This is a genomic window from Metallococcus carri (assembly GCF_011440275.1).
Taxonomy (GTDB): domain Bacteria; phylum Actinomycetota; class Actinomycetes; order Actinomycetales; family Dermatophilaceae; genus Metallococcus; species Metallococcus carri.
This window is the reverse complement of sequence record NZ_JAAOIV010000002.1, coordinates 432,797-449,872: the sequence shown is the minus strand read 5'-3', so window position 1 is coordinate 449,872 and position 17,076 is coordinate 432,797. Positions and strand designations below refer to the sequence as shown.

17 protein-coding genes and 1 rRNA gene are annotated in these 17,076 nt (G+C 69.9%); 13 read left to right on the top strand and 5 right to left on the bottom strand.

The annotated features are described in order from the left end of the window. Positions 1 to 4 precede the first annotated feature (4 nt). The 5 genes from rrf (at position 5) to G9U51_RS04550 (ending at position 3,109) form a co-directional block, all read left to right on the top strand. Positions 5 to 122 (top strand): 5S ribosomal RNA (rrf, locus tag G9U51_RS04570). A gap of 235 nt (positions 123 to 357) precedes the next feature. Next, complete coding sequence (locus tag G9U51_RS04565) at positions 358 to 759, top strand: hypothetical protein (RefSeq protein WP_166193800.1); 402 nt, start codon at positions 358 to 360, stop codon at positions 757 to 759. 50 nt (positions 760 to 809) lie between these two features. Then, positions 810 to 1,604, top strand: a complete 795-nt coding sequence (locus G9U51_RS04560) for a tetratricopeptide repeat protein (RefSeq protein ID WP_166193797.1) — start codon at positions 810 to 812, stop codon at positions 1,602 to 1,604. A 128-nt stretch (positions 1,605 to 1,732) separates the two neighbouring features. Further along, positions 1,733 to 2,068 (top strand): single-stranded DNA-binding protein, encoded by a 336-nt coding sequence (locus G9U51_RS04555; RefSeq protein ID WP_328823309.1) that lies wholly within the window; start codon positions 1,733 to 1,735, stop codon positions 2,066 to 2,068. Between the two features lie 24 nt (positions 2,069 to 2,092). Continuing rightward, positions 2,093 to 3,109, top strand: a complete 1,017-nt coding sequence (locus G9U51_RS04550) for an HAD-IIA family hydrolase (protein WP_166193791.1) — start codon at positions 2,093 to 2,095, stop codon at positions 3,107 to 3,109. A 206-nt stretch (positions 3,110 to 3,315) separates the two neighbouring features. Here the strand turns inward: G9U51_RS04550 and G9U51_RS04545 are convergent, their stop codons facing one another. Then, positions 3,316 to 3,690, bottom strand: coding sequence for a hypothetical protein (locus G9U51_RS04545; protein WP_166193788.1), 375 nt, complete (start codon positions 3,688 to 3,690; stop codon positions 3,316 to 3,318). 131 nt (positions 3,691 to 3,821) lie between these two features. Next, positions 3,822 to 4,934 (bottom strand): hypothetical protein, encoded by a 1,113-nt coding sequence (locus G9U51_RS04540; protein WP_166193785.1) that lies wholly within the window; start codon positions 4,932 to 4,934, stop codon positions 3,822 to 3,824. Between G9U51_RS04540 and G9U51_RS17260 the strand changes: the two genes are divergently transcribed. The 8 genes from G9U51_RS17260 to G9U51_RS04510 all read left to right on the top strand — a co-directional run bounded on the left by G9U51_RS17260 (position 4,933) and on the right by G9U51_RS04510 (position 12,586). Then, positions 4,933 to 5,286 carry a hypothetical protein gene (locus G9U51_RS17260; protein ID WP_235945447.1) on the top strand — a complete coding sequence of 118 codons (354 nt, stop codon included), beginning with the start codon at positions 4,933 to 4,935 and terminating at the stop codon, positions 5,284 to 5,286. The two genes, G9U51_RS04540 and G9U51_RS17260, sit on opposite strands and share 2 nt — an antisense overlap. Then, the gene (locus G9U51_RS17255) at positions 5,283 to 5,582 is read left to right on the top strand and encodes a hypothetical protein (protein ID WP_235945446.1); all 300 of its coding nucleotides are present in this window, start codon (positions 5,283 to 5,285) and stop codon (positions 5,580 to 5,582) included. The genes G9U51_RS17260 and G9U51_RS17255 overlap by 4 nt, the downstream gene beginning before the upstream one ends. Then, complete coding sequence (locus G9U51_RS17250; RefSeq protein ID WP_328823308.1) at positions 5,579 to 6,370, top strand: TlyA family RNA methyltransferase; 792 nt, start codon at positions 5,579 to 5,581, stop codon at positions 6,368 to 6,370. Before G9U51_RS17255 ends, G9U51_RS17250 begins: the two co-directional genes overlap by 4 nt. A 2-nt stretch (positions 6,371 to 6,372) precedes the next feature. Further along, positions 6,373 to 7,266, top strand: coding sequence for an NAD kinase (locus G9U51_RS04530; RefSeq protein WP_166193779.1), 894 nt, complete (start codon positions 6,373 to 6,375; stop codon positions 7,264 to 7,266). 11 nt (positions 7,267 to 7,277) lie between these two features. Further along, complete coding sequence (gene recN / locus G9U51_RS04525) at positions 7,278 to 8,975, top strand: DNA repair protein RecN (protein WP_166193776.1); 1,698 nt, start codon at positions 7,278 to 7,280, stop codon at positions 8,973 to 8,975. A 94-nt stretch (positions 8,976 to 9,069) separates the two neighbouring features. Then, positions 9,070 to 10,773, top strand: coding sequence for a CTP synthase (locus G9U51_RS04520; RefSeq protein WP_166193774.1), 1,704 nt, complete (start codon positions 9,070 to 9,072; stop codon positions 10,771 to 10,773). Then, positions 10,770 to 11,438, top strand: a complete 669-nt coding sequence (locus G9U51_RS04515) for an NUDIX domain-containing protein (protein ID WP_235945445.1) — start codon at positions 10,770 to 10,772, stop codon at positions 11,436 to 11,438. The genes G9U51_RS04520 and G9U51_RS04515 overlap by 4 nt, the downstream gene beginning before the upstream one ends. Further along, entirely contained in the window at positions 11,411 to 12,586 is a 1,176-nt protein-coding gene (locus G9U51_RS04510) for a pyridoxal phosphate-dependent aminotransferase (RefSeq protein ID WP_328823307.1), read from the top strand. Before G9U51_RS04515 ends, G9U51_RS04510 begins: the two co-directional genes overlap by 28 nt. A gap of 180 nt (positions 12,587 to 12,766) precedes the next feature. Here G9U51_RS04510 and G9U51_RS04505 read toward each other — a convergent pair whose 3' ends face one another. From G9U51_RS04505 to argG, 3 genes are all read right to left on the bottom strand, one after another. Further along, the gene (locus G9U51_RS04505; protein WP_166193772.1) at positions 12,767 to 14,254 is read right to left on the bottom strand and encodes a peptide MFS transporter; all 1,488 of its coding nucleotides are present in this window, start codon (positions 14,252 to 14,254) and stop codon (positions 12,767 to 12,769) included. Positions 14,255 to 14,326: 72 nt separating this feature from the next. Beyond that, positions 14,327 to 15,277: an aldo/keto reductase gene (locus G9U51_RS04500; protein WP_328823306.1), complete on the bottom strand. Its 951-nt coding sequence runs from the start codon at positions 15,275 to 15,277 to the stop codon at positions 14,327 to 14,329. A 327-nt stretch (positions 15,278 to 15,604) separates the two neighbouring features. Continuing rightward, positions 15,605 to 17,020 carry an argininosuccinate synthase gene (argG, locus tag G9U51_RS04495; protein ID WP_166193770.1) on the bottom strand — a complete coding sequence of 472 codons (1,416 nt, stop codon included), beginning with the start codon at positions 17,018 to 17,020 and terminating at the stop codon, positions 15,605 to 15,607. Between the last annotated feature and the right edge of the window lie 56 nt (positions 17,021 to 17,076).

The window sequence follows — 17,076 nt, the reverse complement described above, 5'->3', positions numbered from 1 at the left end:
GCGTTACGGCGGTCATAGCGAAGCGGGAAACGCCCGGTCACATTCCGAACCCGGAAGCTAAGCCCTTCAGCGCCGATGGTACTGCACCCGGGAGGGTGTGGGAGAGTAGGACACCGCCGGACAACTCTCAGGCCGAGCCTGGGTGCTCCTGCCGCGAAAGCGGCGGTCGAGCCCCAGGCTCGGTTCATTTTCAGCTCATTTCACCCGACGGCGAGGCGCTCCTATGCTGGGAGCCGACGAGGTCGTCATACATCGATGCACAGTGGGAGCAGGTCGTGTCGCCGAAGGACAACAACGACGAGTCGCGCGAGCGACCGCAGGATCGCGCCAGCCGGTGGGCTCGGGCCGAGTCTCCCGGTGACAACACCAGCTCGGACGCTGCGTCGGCCGGGTCCGGTGAGCGGCGGCCCGGTCGAGACGACACTGGCCGAAGCGGCGACGATCGGCGCGAGGGGCGTCCGCAGCGCGACCGTGGTGACGGTCCGGCGCGGGGCCGGAGCTACAGCAGCGGTGACCGGCGTAGCAGTGATCGACGCGATGACCGACGTGGCGGGGACCGTCGTGGCAGCGGTCGCGGGGATCAGCGCGGCCGCGGGGTGCGGTCCGACCGGTCGGACCGCAGCGGGGGTGCACCTCGCCGCGGAGCCGGCGGGCGTCCGGCACGCGGCGGCGACCGGCGCGATGACCGTCGCGACGAGCAAACCCGCGGACCCCGTAGCTGGGACCGTGGCCCCGCCGGAGACAAGCCGACTCGGCTGACTGAGCCGCCGCTGCCGGAGGACATCACCGGCAAGGAACTCGAGCGCGAGGTGTGGACCCAGCTGCGCACGCTGTCCAAGGAGAATGCCGAGGGCGTCGCCAAGCACCTGGTCGCCGCGGCTTCTGCCCTGGAGGAGGACCCCGACCTCGCTCTCGTGCACGCCGAGCATGCCGCCCGACGCGCCGGACGAGTGCCGGCCGTGCGTGAGGCGCTGGGCCTGGTGCGCTACCGGCGCGGGGAGTTCACCGACGCGCTGCGGGAGTTCCGCACGGCGCGGCGACTGTCCGGCTCCGACCACCTGTTGCCCTACATGGTCGACAGCGAACGCGGCCTCGGCCGGCTCGAGCGCGCGCTCGATCTGGCGAATTCGCCTGAGGCGGGACGCCTGGGCACCGACGACGCGATCGAGCTCGCGATCGTTGTCTCCGGTGTTCGGCGCGACCTCGGTCAGCCGGAGGCGGCACTGGTGGGCCTGCGCATTCCGGCGCTGCAGCACGCGAAGAACCAGCCGTGGGCGGCGCGTCTGCTCTATGCGTATGCCGACGCGCTCCTGGACGCCGGTCGCGAGGATGAGGCGAAGGAGTGGTTCGCCAAGGCCGCGGAAGCTGACGCGACCGGCCAGACCGACGCGGACGAGCGGCTCGCTGCTTTGCATGGCTTCGAGGCCGGTGAGGTGGTCGACCTGCTGGCGGACGAGGATGAGCCGGACGCGCCGATCGATGGCAATGCTGCGCAAGCAACGGACGAGCACGGTGCTGGTCCGGGCATCGCTGACCCGCAGCCGGTGGAGCAGGATGCAGCCGAGGGTGAGCCATCGACCGGAAGCACCGACCCGCAGCGGTGAGAGCGAGGTTGTCCACAGCGGGACTGTGTCGCTAAGTCGGGTTATCCCCACCCGGCCTGGCCTCTGCTAGCGAGGGTCCCGCTGAGCCTCGACGCTGGGACTCCAATGGTCAATCCGGAGGAGGCATGGTGGATGACGTCAACGAGATCAGGCTCGTCGGCCGGGTGAGCGGGGAGCCGCTGGTGCGCGAGCTGCCGAGCGGGGACGAGGTCGTGACCTTCCGTCTCGTGGTGCGACGTGATGGCAAGCGTCGGCCGGGCGCGCCGACTTGCGACACCCTCGATGTGGCGTGCTGGAGCGCGAGTTCGCGGCGAACAGCACGAGCGTTGGCCGACCAGCAGGTCGTCGAACTCAGCGGAGCACTGCGCCGGCGCTTCTGGCGCACGCCGGGTGGACCGGCGAGCCGTTACGAGGTCGAGGCCTCGAGCCTGCGGGCCCGCAAGGGTGCCGTCGTGTCGAGCTGATCGGCGGCCCGGGACAATGGCGGCATGGCTGCTGCTCTGCTTGCTTCCTACGACGGTCTGGTCTGTGACCTGGACGGTGTCGTCTACCGCGGTCCCGATCCGGTGCCGCATGCCGTGGAGTCTCTCGACAACGCCCGCACTCAGGGCGTGCCGACGATCTATGCGACGAACAACGCCTCACGTCCGCCGGCTGCGGTCGCCGCCCATCTGCGCGAGCTCGGCCTCACGCTGACCGACGACGAGGTGATCAACAGCTCGGTGGCCGGCGCGGAATACCTCCGGACGCAGCTGACCGACGGTGCGACAGTGCTTGCCGTCGGGGGAGTGGGTGTCGCGGAAGCGTTGCGGCACAACGGCTTCGAACCCCTCACCCCTGCCCAGACGATCGAGGGGGGCCGGCCGAAGCTGGCCGCCGTGCTGCAGGGCTACGGCCCGGAGGTCACGGCGACCGATCTGGCCGAGGCGGCCTACGCCATCCAATCTGGGGCGCGGTGGGTCGCGACGAACTCGGACCTCACCTTGCCGACGGCGGTGGGCACGGCTCCGGGCAATGGCTCACTGGTGGCGGCGGTGCGCAACGCCGTCACGGTCGATCCGGAGGTCGTCGGCAAGCCGGGACCGTTGATGTATCGACTGGCTGCCGACCGGTTGGGCACGACACCGGCGCGCACTCTCGGCATCGGCGACCGGCTGGAGACTGATGTTGCGGGTGCGTCGGCGGCGGGAATGTCCTGCCTGCACGTGCTCACCGGTGTGCACGGCCCGCGCGACCTCGTCGCGGCGACGGCCGACCTTCGCCCGCGATATGTCGCCGAGGACCTGCGCGCCCTGCACGAGCCGTATGACGAGCCGCAGCGCGATCGCGGCGGGTATGCCGTCGGGTCGCTGCATGCTCGCTTGACCGGCTCGGGCGACACGGCGCGGGTCGAGTTCGAGGGTGAGGGCGGGCGCATCGAGCGGCTGCGGGTGGCGTTGCGGGTGTTGTGGGACGCGATCGACGCCGGCCAGGTCACTGCCGAGGACGCCTGCGGCCTGGTCTGACCCGGCAGTACGGTGTGGGGCAACCACAACGTTCGGTCCGAGGAGACGACATGGCTGCAGAAGGTGTGCGCGCTGCACTCCAGTTGGTGACAGGTGCAGGCGAGCTGACCCGCGCGAAGGCGGTGGAAGCGGCGAACACCCTGCTGTCGGCCTCCGGTCTCGGCGGCCCGGCCGCAAAGGCGTCGCAGGTGGCCGGACAGGTTAGTTCACTCGCCGACGAGTTGTTCGCCGCTGCCGAGGCGAACCGCGAGTTGGTGCGCGACACCATCCGGGCCGAGGTGCAGGCCCAGCTCGAGCGGGTCGGCCTGTCCACGGCCGGCGAGTTGGCAGTGGCGCGGACGGAAATCGATCGGCTGAGCAAGGAGGTCGGTGGGCTGCGTCGCTCGCTCGCCGACCGTGGCACGGCGGTCGTTGCCGGCGCGGGTCGCGCGGTGAGCCGCGCTGTGCCGGGTCGTCGGAGTGAGGAGCAGCGCGTCACCTCCACGGCCGCGCCGAGTCGGCCGCGCGGAGCGGGTCGCGCCACCGCCGCCGCCCCGTCGCGGGCCACCGTCGCCAGCAATGCGGCGGCCGCGAAGCGGCAAGCGGTGAATCCCGCGCAGGCCGCGGCCGAGAAGGGATCGGCCAAGCAGGCCGCAACGTCGGCACCCGCCGCCACGACGAAGAAGACTGCGTCGAAGGCTGCGAAGAAGGCTGCCGCGAAGAAGACTGCTGCTCAGGGGTCCAAGAAGTCCACGGCCAAGAAGTCCACGGGGAAGAAGTCTGCGGCCGCGAAGTCGACGGCGAACAAGTCTGCGGCGGCGAAGTCGACGGTCAAGAAGTCCACGGCGAAGAAGTCTGCGGCGGCGAAGAAGTCGAGCACGAGCGCCTCGGCCCCCGCGGCGAAGAAGTCAGTGGCCAAGAAGTCGACGGCGTCGAGCCCGACCACCAAGAAGACCACGGCCAAGAAGTCGAGCGCGAGCAAGAGCACGTCGGCACCTGCGGCGAAGAAGTCGAGCACGAGCAAGAGCGCCTCCGCCCCCGCGGCGAAGAAGTCCACGACGCAGAAGACGGCTGCCACCACGTCCGCGGCCAAGAAGTCGGCAGCGTCGAGCCCGAGCGCGGCGACCAGGAAGACGACGACCGGCAAGAGCGCTTCGCCGTCCCCGGCGAAGAAGTCGAGCGCGAGCAAGAGTCCCTCGCCGTCGGCTGCCAAGAAGTCGACGGCGTTGAGCCCGGCCACCAAGAAGACCACGGCCAAGAAGTCGAGCACGAGCAAGAGTGCCTCGCCGACCACGGCAAAAAAGACTTCGACTGCGAAGAAATCAGCCGCCAAGCAGGCCGCCGCGAAGAAGACGTCACCAACGACGACCGCTGCGAACACGGGTGCCACGACGTCCACCACGTCTGCCACAACGACCCCGGCGAACAAGAGCGCCGCGAGGAGCACCGCCAAGAAGTCGGCCGCGAAGAAGAGCGCCGCGAAGAAGAGCGCCGCGAAGAAATCGGCTGCGAAGAAGAGCACGGCGCAGAACCCGACGACCAGGAAGACGACCGCGGCGAAGAAGAGCGCTGCGCAGACGTCAACCCCGAATCCGGCCAAGAAGGCGGCGAGCAAGAGTGCCGCCACCACGCCGGCGACTCCGAGCCACGCGTCCTCGACCCCCGCGACCAAGACCGCGTCCTCGAGTCCCGCGACTAAGACCGCGTCCTCGAGTCCCGCGACTAAGACCGCGTCTTCGAGTCCCGCGACTAAGACCGCGTCCTCGGGCCCCGCGACCAAGACCGCGAGCTCGACCCCGACCGTCGAGTCGTCGGCTCGTGGCGCTGCCCCCACGCCGGCGAGCATGTCGCGCGCGACCGGCGACGACGCCCGCACCCCGGACGCCCCACTGAGCTCGCCCTCCTTGCCTGCGGACAGCCCGGTCGAATCCACTCCGGCCTCGTCGGCGACTAACACCCCGGCGGCCACGCCAGACGCGGCCACCCGAGAAGCCGCCGCTGCGCGGGAAGCCGCCGCCGACACCGCCGTGCCCGGTATGCCGGCGACCGGCACCGATGCGGGCGACACCACCGCCGCTGGTGCAGCCGCTGCTGGCACTGGTGCGGCACGTACCACCGAGAGCGCGGACACCCAGACCGAGACCGTGCCGAGCAGCTCCGGCTCCGGTGCGACGCGCCCGTCGGGGAGCGATTCGTGAGCGACGGCACCTCGGACGCGCAGATCGACCAGGCGCTCGCCGACCTGCGCCCGGTCCCTCCGGGCGACGCACCCGCGCACGCGAGTGGCCAGGGCGACGCACCAGCGCACGCGAGTGGCCAGGGCGCGGCAGCCACGAGTGGGATCGACGCGGAGGTCGCAGCCACGAGCGCGACCGACCCGGAGGCCGCAGCCACGAGCGGGACCGACCCGGACGACGAGCTCGACGCCGCGATCGAGCAGGCGAGCAAGGCCCACGACGTCCTGCGCGAGCGGCTGTCCGCCATCCAGCAGTGACCCGGCTGGACGCCGAACTCGTTGCCCGCGGCCTGGCCAGGTCGCGCGCCGTTGCGGCAGAGCTCATCGCCGCGGGCCGGGTGTCGGTCGACGGGACGGTCGTGCACAAGGCCGCAGCCAAGGTCACCAGCACCCAGCGGCTCGACGTCTCCGGTGAGCAGGACCCGTGGGTGGGGCGGGCGGCATACAAGCTGATCGCGGCACTCGAGGCGTTCCCCCAGGTGCGGTTCGACGGGCGGCGGGTCATCGACGTCGGCGCCTCGACCGGCGGCTTCACGCAGGTGGCGCTGCACCACGGCGCGACCCGGGTCGAGGCAATCGACGTCGGGCACGGCCAGCTCGCGGCCGAGGTGCGGTCCGACCCGCGAGTCACCGACCGCAGCGGGATCAACGTGCGCGACCTCGATCCGCACGAGGTGGGCGGCCCCGCGCCCGTCGTTGTCGCCGACCTCAGCTTCATCTCGCTGCACCTGGTGCTCGACCGCCTCGGCGCGCTGCTCGCGGAGGGCGGCGACCTCGTCATACTCATCAAGCCGCAGTTCGAGGTGGGCAAGGAGCGGCTCGGTCGAGAGGGCGTCGTGAAGTCTGTTCAGCAGCGACGCGAAGTCGTCGAGGCCGTGCTCGCCGATCTGCCGACCCACGGCCTGCACGCCCACGGCCTGGCTCACAGTCCCGTCGCGGGCAGCAATGGCAACCGCGAATACCTGCTGTGGGCCCGGCACGAGCAGGCAGGCAAGATGGGCTCGGCGCAGATCGCCGAGTTCTTGTCCTCGATCGAACGGGAGTGACCGTGACGCGACGCATCCTCCTGATCGGCCACCCGCGCCGGCCGGAGGCGCAGCACATCGCCCGCACCCTCGTGCGCGAACTCGCCGCCAACGACATCCAGGTCACCGGCTGCGAGGACGAGCTCGCTGCCTTCGGCGTCGTCGACGAGCCCAATGTGTATGACGGCGACGCGGACCCCGCGGGGTGCGAGCTGGCGGTGGTGCTCGGCGGCGACGGCACGATCCTGCGCGGCGCGGAGCTGGTCCGCGAGGCCGGTGTGCCCCTGCTGGGCATCAACCTCGGTCACGTCGGCTTCCTCGCCGAGGCCGAGCCGGAGGACGTGCACCGCACCGCGCGCGGCATCGTCGAGCGCACCTGGACGGTCGAGGAGCGTGAGACGCTCGAGGTCGAGGTGAGCCACCAGGGGGAATCGCTCTGGACCAGTTGGGCGCTCAATGAGGCGTCGGTCGAGAAGGCCGCCCGCGAGCGGATGATCGAGCTCACCGTCGAGATCGACGGTCGGCCGCTGTCCACCTGGGGCTGCGACGGCGTGGTGATGGCGACGCCCACCGGCTCCACCGCCTACGCCTTCTCCGCCGGTGGCCCGGTCATGTGGCCCGGCGTCGAAGCGATCTTGATGGTGCCCCTGTCCGCGCACGCGTTGTTCTCTCGCCCGCTGGTCTTCAGCCACGACGTGCGGATCGCCGTCGAATTGCTCTCCCAATCGGCCGGCGGTGCGGTGCTGTGGTGCGACGGCCGACGCAGCACCGACCTGCCGCCGGGCGCCCGCATCGAGGTGCGCCGCAGCCCACTGCCGGTGCGCCTGGCACGGCTGAGCCCCGCCCCGTTCACCGACCGGCTGGTCGCGAAATTCGACCTGTCCGTCTCCGGCTGGCGCGGCACCGGCGATCGGTAGGCAGCCCAAAAGTGTTGCAAGAACTGCGGATTCGCTCTCTCGGCGTGATCGACGACGCCCTGCTCGAGTTGTCACCCGGGCTCAATGTCGTGACCGGTGAGACCGGCGCCGGCAAGACCATGGTCGTCCAGGGCCTGGGCCTGCTGCTCGGCGGCCGCGCCGACCCGGGGCTGGTGCGCGAGGGCAGTCCGCGCGCGGTGATCGAGGGCGTGCTGGATCTGCCGAAGGACCACATCGCCCGGCAGCGCGCGGTCGACGCCGGCGGTGACGACGATCCCGAGGAACCCCTGCTGCTCGCCCGCACCGTCGCCGAGAAGGGGCGTTCGCGGGCCACCGTCGCCGGGCGCAATGCGCCGGTCGGCGTGCTCGCCGAGATCGGCGAGGCCGTCGTCGCCGTGCATGGCCAGGCCGACCAGTGGCGGCTGAAAAGCCCCGATCAACACCGCGAAATGCTCGACAAATTCGGAGGGGACACGGTCGGCGAGGCGCTCGCGGCATACCGCACGGCGTATGCCGAGTGGCAGGCCGCGCGCGCCGAACTCGAACGCCTGCGCGGCGCGTCCCGCGAACGGGCCCAGCGCCTCGACCAGCTCACCGCCGCGCTGGAGGAGATCGAGGCGATCGATCCGCAGCCCGGAGAGGATGACGAGCTCGCCGCGGAGGCCGGGCGGTTGGAGCACCAGGACCAGCTGCGCGAGGCTGCCGCGCGCGCTCACAACGCGCTCGTCGGGGAGGATGATGCGACCGGTGGCACCGACGTGCTCAGCCTGGTTGCGTCGGCGCGGCAGGCGCTCGAGCAGGCGGCCGCGCTCGACCCGCGAGCCGACGAACTGCGTGCGCGGGCGCACGAGGTGGCCGTGCTGGTCACCGAGCTCGCGACCGATGTGGCGTCCTATCTCACCGATCTCGACGCCGACCCTGCCCGCCTGCAGGTCGTGCAGGAGCGGCGGGCCGATCTGGGCCGGCTGCTGCGCAAGTATGGCGATTCGGTCACCGAGGTGCTCGCCTGGTCGCGTGACGCGGCTGCCGAGGCTGCGACCCTGGCCGGCTCCGACGACCGGATCGCCGAGCTCACCACCCAGCTGACTGCGCTGGACGATGCCCTGGCGGCTGCGGCGGACGAGCTGTCCCAGCGGCGCCGGCACGCGGGCGAGCAACTCGCCAGCCAGGTGAGCGAGGAACTCGCGCATCTGGCGATGGGCAAGGCGGTGCTCGGCGTGGGCGTCGAGTCCACGCCCGGTCACTACACGGTGCACGGCATCGACCAGGTCGAGATCACCCTCGCCGCCACACCGAGCGCCAAACCGCGCAATGTGGCGCGGGCCGCGTCGGGCGGTGAACTCTCCCGAGTGATGCTCGCGTTGGAGGTCGTCACTGCCGACGGCACGATCCCGACCTTCGTTTTCGACGAGGTCGACGCCGGTGTGGGCGGGCGGGCCGCGCTCGACATCGGGGCCCGGCTGCACCGCCTGGCCGCGCACGCGCAGGTCATCGTCGTCACCCACCTCGCGCAGGTCGCGGCGTATGCCGATCGCCACCTGGTAGTGCACAAGCAGGACGACGGCCATGTCACCCACAGCGACGTGCGCGCGGTGGAGGGCGAGGAGCGGGTGGCCGAGCTGGCCCGCATGCTCGGCGGGGGCACCGGCAAGGCGGCGCTGGCCCACGCCCGCGACCTGCTCGCCGAGGTGCGGTCGACGGCCGGGTGACACGCCGGCATACGGGAGAATTTTTCGTTGTGTGACAACGGCATTCGCGGGTGGTGGTGACCGAGGGTCTGTGGATGACCTAGACTGGCAGTCCGTGGCGGACCAGACCAAGCACATCTTCGTGACCGGAGGCGTCGCCTCTTCGCTCGGCAAGGGCCTGACGGCCTCCAGCCTCGGACATCTCCTGCGAGCTCGCGGCCTTCGGGTGACGATGCAGAAGCTCGACCCCTACATCAATGTCGACCCCGGCACGATGAACCCCTTCCAGCATGGCGAGGTCTTCGTCACCGAGGACGGCGCCGAGACCGACCTGGACATCGGGCATTACGAGCGCTTCCTGGACGTGAACCTCGCCGGCAGCGCCAATGTCACCACCGGCAAGGTCTACAGCCGGGTGATCGCCAAGGAGCGGCGCGGCGAATATCTGGGCGACACCGTCCAGGTGATCCCGCACATCACCAACGAGATCAAGGAACAGATGCGGGCGCAGGCCGGCCCGGACGTCGACCTGATCATCACCGAGATCGGCGGCACCGTCGGCGACATCGAGTCGCTGCCCTTCCTCGAGGCCGCCCGCCAGGTGCGCCAGGACCTCGGGCGCGGCAATGTGTTCTTCCTGCACGTGTCGCTCGTGCCCTATCTCGCGCCCAGCGGGGAGCTCAAGACCAAGCCGACGCAGCACTCGGTGGCGGCGCTGCGCCAGGTCGGCATCCAGCCCGACGGGCTGGTGCTGCGCGCCGACCGGGAGATTCCGCAGCCGATCAAGGACAAGATCTCGCGGATGTGCGATGTCGACTCCGAGGCATGCGCCGCGGCCGTGGATGCGCCGAGCATCTACGACATCCCCAAGGTGCTGCACCGGGAGGGGCTCGACGCTTATGTCGTGCGCCGTCTCGACCTGCCGTTCCGGGATGTCAACTGGTCCAGTTGGGACGGGCTGCTCGCCCGGGTGCACGACCCCGAGCACGAGGTCGAGATCGCGCTCGTCGGCAAATACATCGACCTGCCCGACGCCTATCTGTCGGTGACCGAGGCGATGCGTGCCGGTGGCTTCCACCACGACGCCAAGGTGCGCATCCGCTGGGTGCAAAGCGATGAGTGCATCACCGACGCCGGCGCGGCCAAGGCGCTCGGTGGCGTCGACGCCGTGCTCGTGCCCGGTGGTTTCGGTGTGCGCGGGATCGAGGGCAAGGTCGGCGCGCTGAAATGGGCGCGTGAGCGGCAGGTCCCGACCCTCGGCATCTGCCTCGGCCTGCAGTGCATGGTGATCGAGTTCGCCCGCCACGTCGCCGGCATCGAGGGCGCCTCCTCGACCGAGTTCGACCCGCAGACGCCCGACCCGGTGATCGCCACGATGGAGGAGCAGAAGGCCTTCGTCGAAGGCGCCGGCGACCTCGGTGGCACGATGCGCCTCGGCGCGTATGACGCTGTGCTGCAAGACAATTCAGTGGTAGCAACGGCGTACGGCTCGACCCAGGTGGCCGAGCGGCACCGGCACCGCTACGAGGTCAACAATGCCTATCGCGACCAGCTGGCAGCAGCCGGTTTGTCGATCTGCGGCACCTCGCCCGACGGCACCCTGGTGGAGTTCGTGGAGCTGCCGCGCGATGTGCACCCCTATTACGTCTCCACCCAGGCTCACCCGGAGTTCCTCTCGCGGCCCAACCGGGCCCACCCGCTCTTCGCCGGGCTGGTCGGCGCGGCGATCGACGCCCAGAAGGCCGCCCGCCTGGTCGAGGTGGAGCGGCCCAAGCCGGCGGAGTCGGACGAGGAGTCCGGCGTGACCTCGAAGGCATGACCGAGTCCGGTATGCCGCACGGCCGGCTCCCAGCGGATCTCGCCGACCGCTTTGCTCCCGCCCGCGTTGTGTCGCGGTCGACGGCCTTCGAGGGGCGGGTTTGGGATGTCGTCACCGACCGGGTGGACCTCGGCGCTGCTGGTGAGGTGACGCGGGACTATGTGCAACACCCGGGTGCGGTGGGTGTCGTGGCCATGCGTGGCGCCGGCGGGACGGAGGAGGTGCTGCTGATCCAGCAGTACCGTCACCCGGTCGGCACTTATGACTGGGAGGTCCCGGCCGGGCTGCTGGACGTGCCGGGGGAGGACCCGCAGGCGGCGGCCGCGCGCGAACTGTCCGAAGAAGCCGACCTCGCGGCCGACACCTGGCACGTGCTGGTGGATCTGTTCACCTCACCCGGCGGCCTCTCGGAGAACATCCGCTACTACCTCGCACGCGACGTCAAGCCTTGTGTCGCAACGGATTTCGAGCGCGCCGGGGAAGAGTCGGATATGCCGACCGGCTGGTTGCCGCTCGACGATGCGGTGACCGCCGCGCTCGCCGGGCGGATGCACAACGGGCCGGGCATCGCCGCACTGCTGGCAGCCGCCGCGGCCAGGGCGCGCGACTGGCGCGACCTGCGACCGGCTGATGCCCCGTGGCCGGTGCACCCGGCATACCGCTGATGCACGTCTCCTCGCGTTCGCAGGTCGCGCCGTTCCACGTGATGGAGCTGATCGCGGCGGCGACCCGGCGGCAGGAGATCCATGGGGATGCGCTGCTGCTGTGCGTCGGTCAGCCGTCGACGGCCGCCCCCCAGGTGGTGCTGCGCTCGGTTGAGCGAGCGCTGCGCGAGCAGACGCTCGGTTATACGCCGACGGTCGGCATCCGGCCGCTGCGTGAGGCCGTCGCCCGGCACTACGGCGAGTGGTATGACGTGGACGTCGACCCGGACTCGGTGGTGATCAGCACGGGATCGTCGGGTGGTTTCAGCACGATCTGCCTCGCCGCCTTCGACCCGGGAGACGTCGTGGCGATGACCAGGCCGGGCTATCCGGCATACCGCAACACGTTGCAGGCCCTCGGGTGCACAGTGCTGGATCTGGAGTGTGGTCCGCAGACGCGGTTTCAGCCGTCGGTGGCCCAGCTGGAGGCGCTGCCGGAGCGTCCGGCCGGGCTGATCGTGGCGAGCCCGGCCAATCCGACCGGCACGGTCATCGATCCGAATGAGCTTGCGGCACTTGCGGATTGGTGCGCCGCGCATGACGTGCTGTTGCTGTCGGACGAGATCTATCACGGGCTGAGCTTCGGCCGGCAGTGCGCGACCGCGTGGCAGTTTTCGCGGGACGCCGTGGTGATGGGCTCGGTCAGCAAGTACTGGTCGATGACCGGCTGGCGGGTGGGCTGGAACCTGCTGCCGCCCCGCCTGGCCCGCGCGGTCGACCTGTTGCAAGGCAACCTGGCGATCTGTGCGCCGGCGGTGTCGCAGGTGGCCGCCGTGTCGGCCCTCGGCCCGGACGCGCGGACCGAGCTCGACCTGCACGTGGCGCGCTATGCCCGCAACCGTGAGGTCGTGCTCGAGCGGCTGCCGGAGCTGGGCGTGACCTCGTTCGCGCCGCCGGACGGCGCGTTCTATGCGTGGTGCGATATCGGGCATCTGACGTCGGACTCGCAGCGCTGGTGCCACGAGGTGCTGGCGCGCACTGGGGTCGCCCTGGCGCCCGGCATCGACTTCGACCCGGTGGACGGTCACCGGTTTATGCGGCTGAGCTTCTGCGGATCGACCGAGGACCTGCACGAAGCCTTCGACCGCCTGCGAGCCTTCCTCGGCTAGCTCATCCTCGGCGTGTCGCGGTCAACGGGCGACGGGGACGCGCCGGGGGTGGGGTGTTCTTCGGCGTGTCGCGGTCAACGGGTGACGGGGACGCGCCGGGGGTGGGGTGTTCTTCGGCGTGTCGCGGTCAACGGGCGACGGGGACGCGCCGGGGGTGGGGTGTTCTTCGGCGTGTCGCGGTCAACGGGCGGCGGGTTCGGCGTCGACGATGTGGCGGTTCACCCAGGGCGCGGCGATGAAGAGCAGCACGCCGACGACGAGCGCCATCAGCCCGAGCGTCAAATAGAACTGCGTGTCGGAGAATCCCGCCATCGCCCGAATCAGCTGTGCCGCAAGGGATTGCCCGGTCGCGGAGGAGAGATACCACAGCGACATCGCCTGGCTGCCGAAGGCCACGGGGGCGAGCGCACTGGTCGCCGACAGACCCACCGGTGACAGGCACAGCTCGCCCAGCGTCTGGATCAGGAAGACACCCGCCAGCACGAAGACCGGTGCGCTCGGACCGCGATAGTGGGCACTGGCAGCCGACAACACCACGAACGACAGACCGCCGAGCGCGACGCCGATCGCGAACTTCGCCGGCGTCGACGGGAAGCGGCCCGCGCGCCGCGACCAGAGGGCCGCCATGACCGGCGCGAGCAGCACGATCGCCACCGGGTTGACCGACTGGAACCACTCCGGCTGCACGTGCAGGCCGCCGAGCGACAGGTCGGTGCGGTTGGCGGCGAAGTCAGCCATCTTGCCCGCCGCCTGCTCGAAGATCATCCAGAAGAACACCGCCGCCAGCCACATCGGCAGGTAAGCCCGCAGGTGGCTGCGCTCGCGAGGTGTCACCTTGGGGCTGCGGAACATCGCCACGAAATAGCCGACCGAGGCGATGACGCTCAACAACGAGATGGCGTCGATCGACGCCTCAAGGAGGCTGGACCGCCATAGTCTGGCCAGCCCGACCAGGGCCACGACCAGCAGGATCGAGCCACCGATCAGCAGGGGTACACGCCGTCTTTCGTTGTCCTTCAACGGATTCGGTATGACGTCGCTCTCGCGAGCCACCGACCGCCGCCCCACCACGAAGAGCGCCAGCGCGATCGCCATACCGACGGCGGCAGCAGTGAAGCCGGCGTGATAGCCCCAGTGGTTGCGCAGGAAGGACACGACGAAGGGCGCGAAGAAGGCACCGAAGTTGACCGACATGTAGAAGATCGAGAAGCCGCTGTCGCGACGCGGATCGCGCGCGGTGTAGAGGTGGCCGACCATCGTTGCGGTGTTCGGCTTGAGCAGGCCGGTGCCGAGGGCGACCAACGCTATGCCCAGCCAGGAGAAGGCCGCCACGGGCACGGCGAGGCACAGATGACCGGCCATGATGACGACCCCGCCATACAGCACGCAGCGCCGCGCACCGATCAGCCGGTCGGCCGCCCAGCCGCCGACGATCGACAACAGATAGACGGCCGCGCCGTAGATCGTGACGACGGCCTGGCCGAGCGAATCCTCAACTCCCAGACCACCATTCGCGACCGTGTCGACCAGGTAGTAGAGCAGGATCGCGCGCATCCCGTAGTACGAGAAGCGCTCCCACAGCTCGACATTGAACAGGGTCGCGAGGCCCCGGGGATGACCCAGGAACGTGGCGCCCTGCCGATTCGGCGAGGTGGTCGCCGACGACATACGGACTCCTCTGTCAGCACAAAAGACGGAGGGTCCACCTTGACAAACGACGGTGCGGGCTCGCCCACCGGGTCAGTGTGCGGCGTCCAGCCTGGCGAGGTGATCGGCGCTCAGCGGCAGCTCCGCGGCGGCCAATGCCTGGTCCAGTTGCTCAAGCGTGCTCACTCCGACGATCGGGCGCGCCTGCGGCGTGGAGTGCAGCAGCCAGGAGAGCACGACCTGGCCGCGGGTGGCGCCGAGTTCGCTTGCGACAGAAGAGAGTTCGGCGAGCCGAGCCGTCGTGCCCGGGTGGTCGTAGACGTCCGGGAACGGCCGGTCGGCTCGGTCGTAACTGCCCTGCACGAGCGGGGAATAGGCCCACAGTTCCAGCTCCGGATGGGTCTGCAGGTAGTCGATCGTCTCGTCGGTGACGAACCCGAACCGATGATCCTTGCCCGGCACCTGGGTGTCCGGACGCGGTCGCACGTATGACGTGGTCAGCTGCAGCGCGGTGAAGGGCTCGACACCCTGCTCGCGGGCGAGGGCGCGCGCCTGCTCGACCCGCCAGGTGGGGTGATTGGAGATGCCGAGGCGATCGACCTGGCCAGCACGCACCGCGGCGCCCATGGCGGCGACCGTCTCGGCCAAATCGACGCGGCGGTCCTCACCGTGCGCCCAATAGAGGTCGACCCGGTCCAGGCCGAGCCGCTCCAGCGACGCCGCCAGTTGCCGCTCGATCACCGGTGCCGAAAGTCCTTGTGGCACATCGAATTTGCCAGGCACCTGGGGCTCCATGCCGACCTTGGTCGCGATGACCAGCTCCTGCCGTATGCCGGGGTTCGCGGCGAGCCACCTGCCGAGGACCGCCTCACTCTGGCCGCCCGCACCGGTGCCGCTGGCCCAAAAGGCGTAGCAATCGGAGGTGTCGATAGTGCGTCCGCCCCGCTCGACGAAGCGGTCGAGCAGCGCGAAGGACTCCTTGTCGTCGTTGCGGGTGCCGAAGTACATCGCTCCGAGCACAAGGTCAGCAGTGGAAACAGTCACCCGCCGATCGTAATCAGCCCGCGCGCACGTCGCCCCGGCTGCCGTCGCTCCGGCCGCCGTCGGTCCCTCAAGGCGTGGTCGGAGGGGCGAGAGGGTCGCTATAACAACCGCTGCCCTCTACTACCGATGTAGAAGTCGCTACATCGGTAGTAGGGGAATCCGGCGGCAATAGCGACCGGATTCCTCTACTACGGGTGTGGGTGCGCGTCGGCGTCTCTACAACGGTAGTAGAGGGATTCGGCGGCTGTAGCGAGCGGATTCCTCTACTACGGGTGTGAGGTGCTCAGGCTGTGAGGCGCACGGGGACGCCGGGAGCGGGTGTCAGGGTCAGTCGGTGCCGAGGTCGAACGCCGCCCGGTCGAGGGCGTCGTCGTCGGCGTCGGCCGAGGGGTTGCTTGAAATCGCTTGTGCCCCACCGGATTCCAGCTCACCGACCAGCTCGCTCTCGCGGGCTGGGAGCGAGCCCTGCTCGGCATACAGCTCGAGCTTGGAGCGGGTGTCGGCGATGTCGAGGTTGCGCATGGTGAGCTGCCCGATGCGGTCGGTCGGGCCGAAGGCGGCGTCCTCGGTGCGTTCCATCGACAGCTTGTCCGGGTGATAGCTGAACGCCGGCCCGGTGGTGTCGAGGATGGAGTAGTCCTCGCCACGGCGCAGCCGCAGCGTGACCTCGCCGGTGACCGCCGACGCGACCCAGCGCAGCAAACCCTCGCGCAGCATCAACGACTGCGGGTCGAACCAGCGACCTTCGTAGAGCAACCGGCCGAGGCGCCGGCCGTCGTTGTGATAGGCCGCGACGGTGTCCTCGTTGTGGATCGCGGCGACCAGCCGCTCGTAGGCGATGAACAGCAGCGCCATACCCGGCGCCTCGTAGATGCCGCGCGACTTGGCCTCGATGATGCGGTTCTCGATCTGGTCCGACATGCCCAGGCCGTGCCGGCCACCGATGGTGTTGGCCTCGTGCATGAGGGCGACCACATCGTCATACGACTGCCCGTTGATCGTGACCGGGCGGCCGCGCTCGAAACCGATGGTGACGTCCTCGGTCGGGATCGCGACGCCCTCGTCCCAGAACGCCACGCCCATAATCGGCTCGACGATCTCCATCGAGGTGTCGAGGTGCTCCAGGCGCTTGGCCTCGTGCGTCGCGCCGAGGATGTTGGCGTCGGTGGAGTAGGCCTTCTCGGTGCTGTCGCGGTACGGAAAGTTATGTGCCACAAGCCATTCCGACATTTCCTTGCGGCCGCCGAGCTGGGTGACGAAGGCGTCGTCCAGCCATGGCTTGTAGATGCGCAGCTGCGGGTAGGCGAGCAGGCCGTAGCGGTAGAACCGCTCGATGTCATTGCCCTTGAAGGTCGACCCGTCGCCCCAGATGGACACCGCGTCGTCGGCCATCGCGCGCACCAGCAGCGTGCCGGTCACTGCGCGGCCCAGGGGAGTGGTGTTGAAGTAGGTGCGGCCCGCGCTGCGGATGTGGAAGGCGCCGCACGCGACCGCGGCCAGCCCCTCCTCGACCAGCAGCCGCTTGCAGTCGACCAGGCGGGCGAGTTCGGCGCCATACTGCGTCGCGCGACCCGGGACGCCGTCGATGTCCGGCTCGTCATACTGGCCGAGGTCGGCGGTGTAGGTGCAGGGGATGGCGCCGTTCTCGCGCATCCAGGCGACCGCGCAGGAGGTGTCGAGACCTCCGGAGAAGGCGATGCCGACGCGCTCGCCGACGGGCAGGGAGTTCAAAACCTTGGACACGCCGCCAGGGTAGTGGGCGGCTGGTATGCCGGGCCGGTCGCGTCTGCGCTTTAGTC

Bases quoted from the DNA above. Each gene is read 5' to 3' on its own strand.
- G9U51_RS04550 (WP_166193791.1), top strand. From the start codon at position 2,093: ATGGCTGCTGCTCTGCTTGCTTCCTACGACGGTCTGGTCTGTGACCTG.
- G9U51_RS17260 (WP_235945447.1), top strand. From the start codon at position 4,933: ATGTCGCGCGCGACCGGCGACGACGCCCGCACCCCGGACGCCCCACTG.
- G9U51_RS04540 (WP_166193785.1), bottom strand. From the start codon at position 4,934: ATGCTCGCCGGCGTGGGGGCAGCGCCACGAGCCGACGACTCGACGGTC.
- G9U51_RS04515 (WP_235945445.1), top strand. From the start codon at position 10,770: ATGACCGAGTCCGGTATGCCGCACGGCCGGCTCCCAGCGGATCTCGCC.
- G9U51_RS04505 (WP_166193772.1), bottom strand. From the start codon at position 14,254: ATGTCGTCGGCGACCACCTCGCCGAATCGGCAGGGCGCCACGTTCCTG.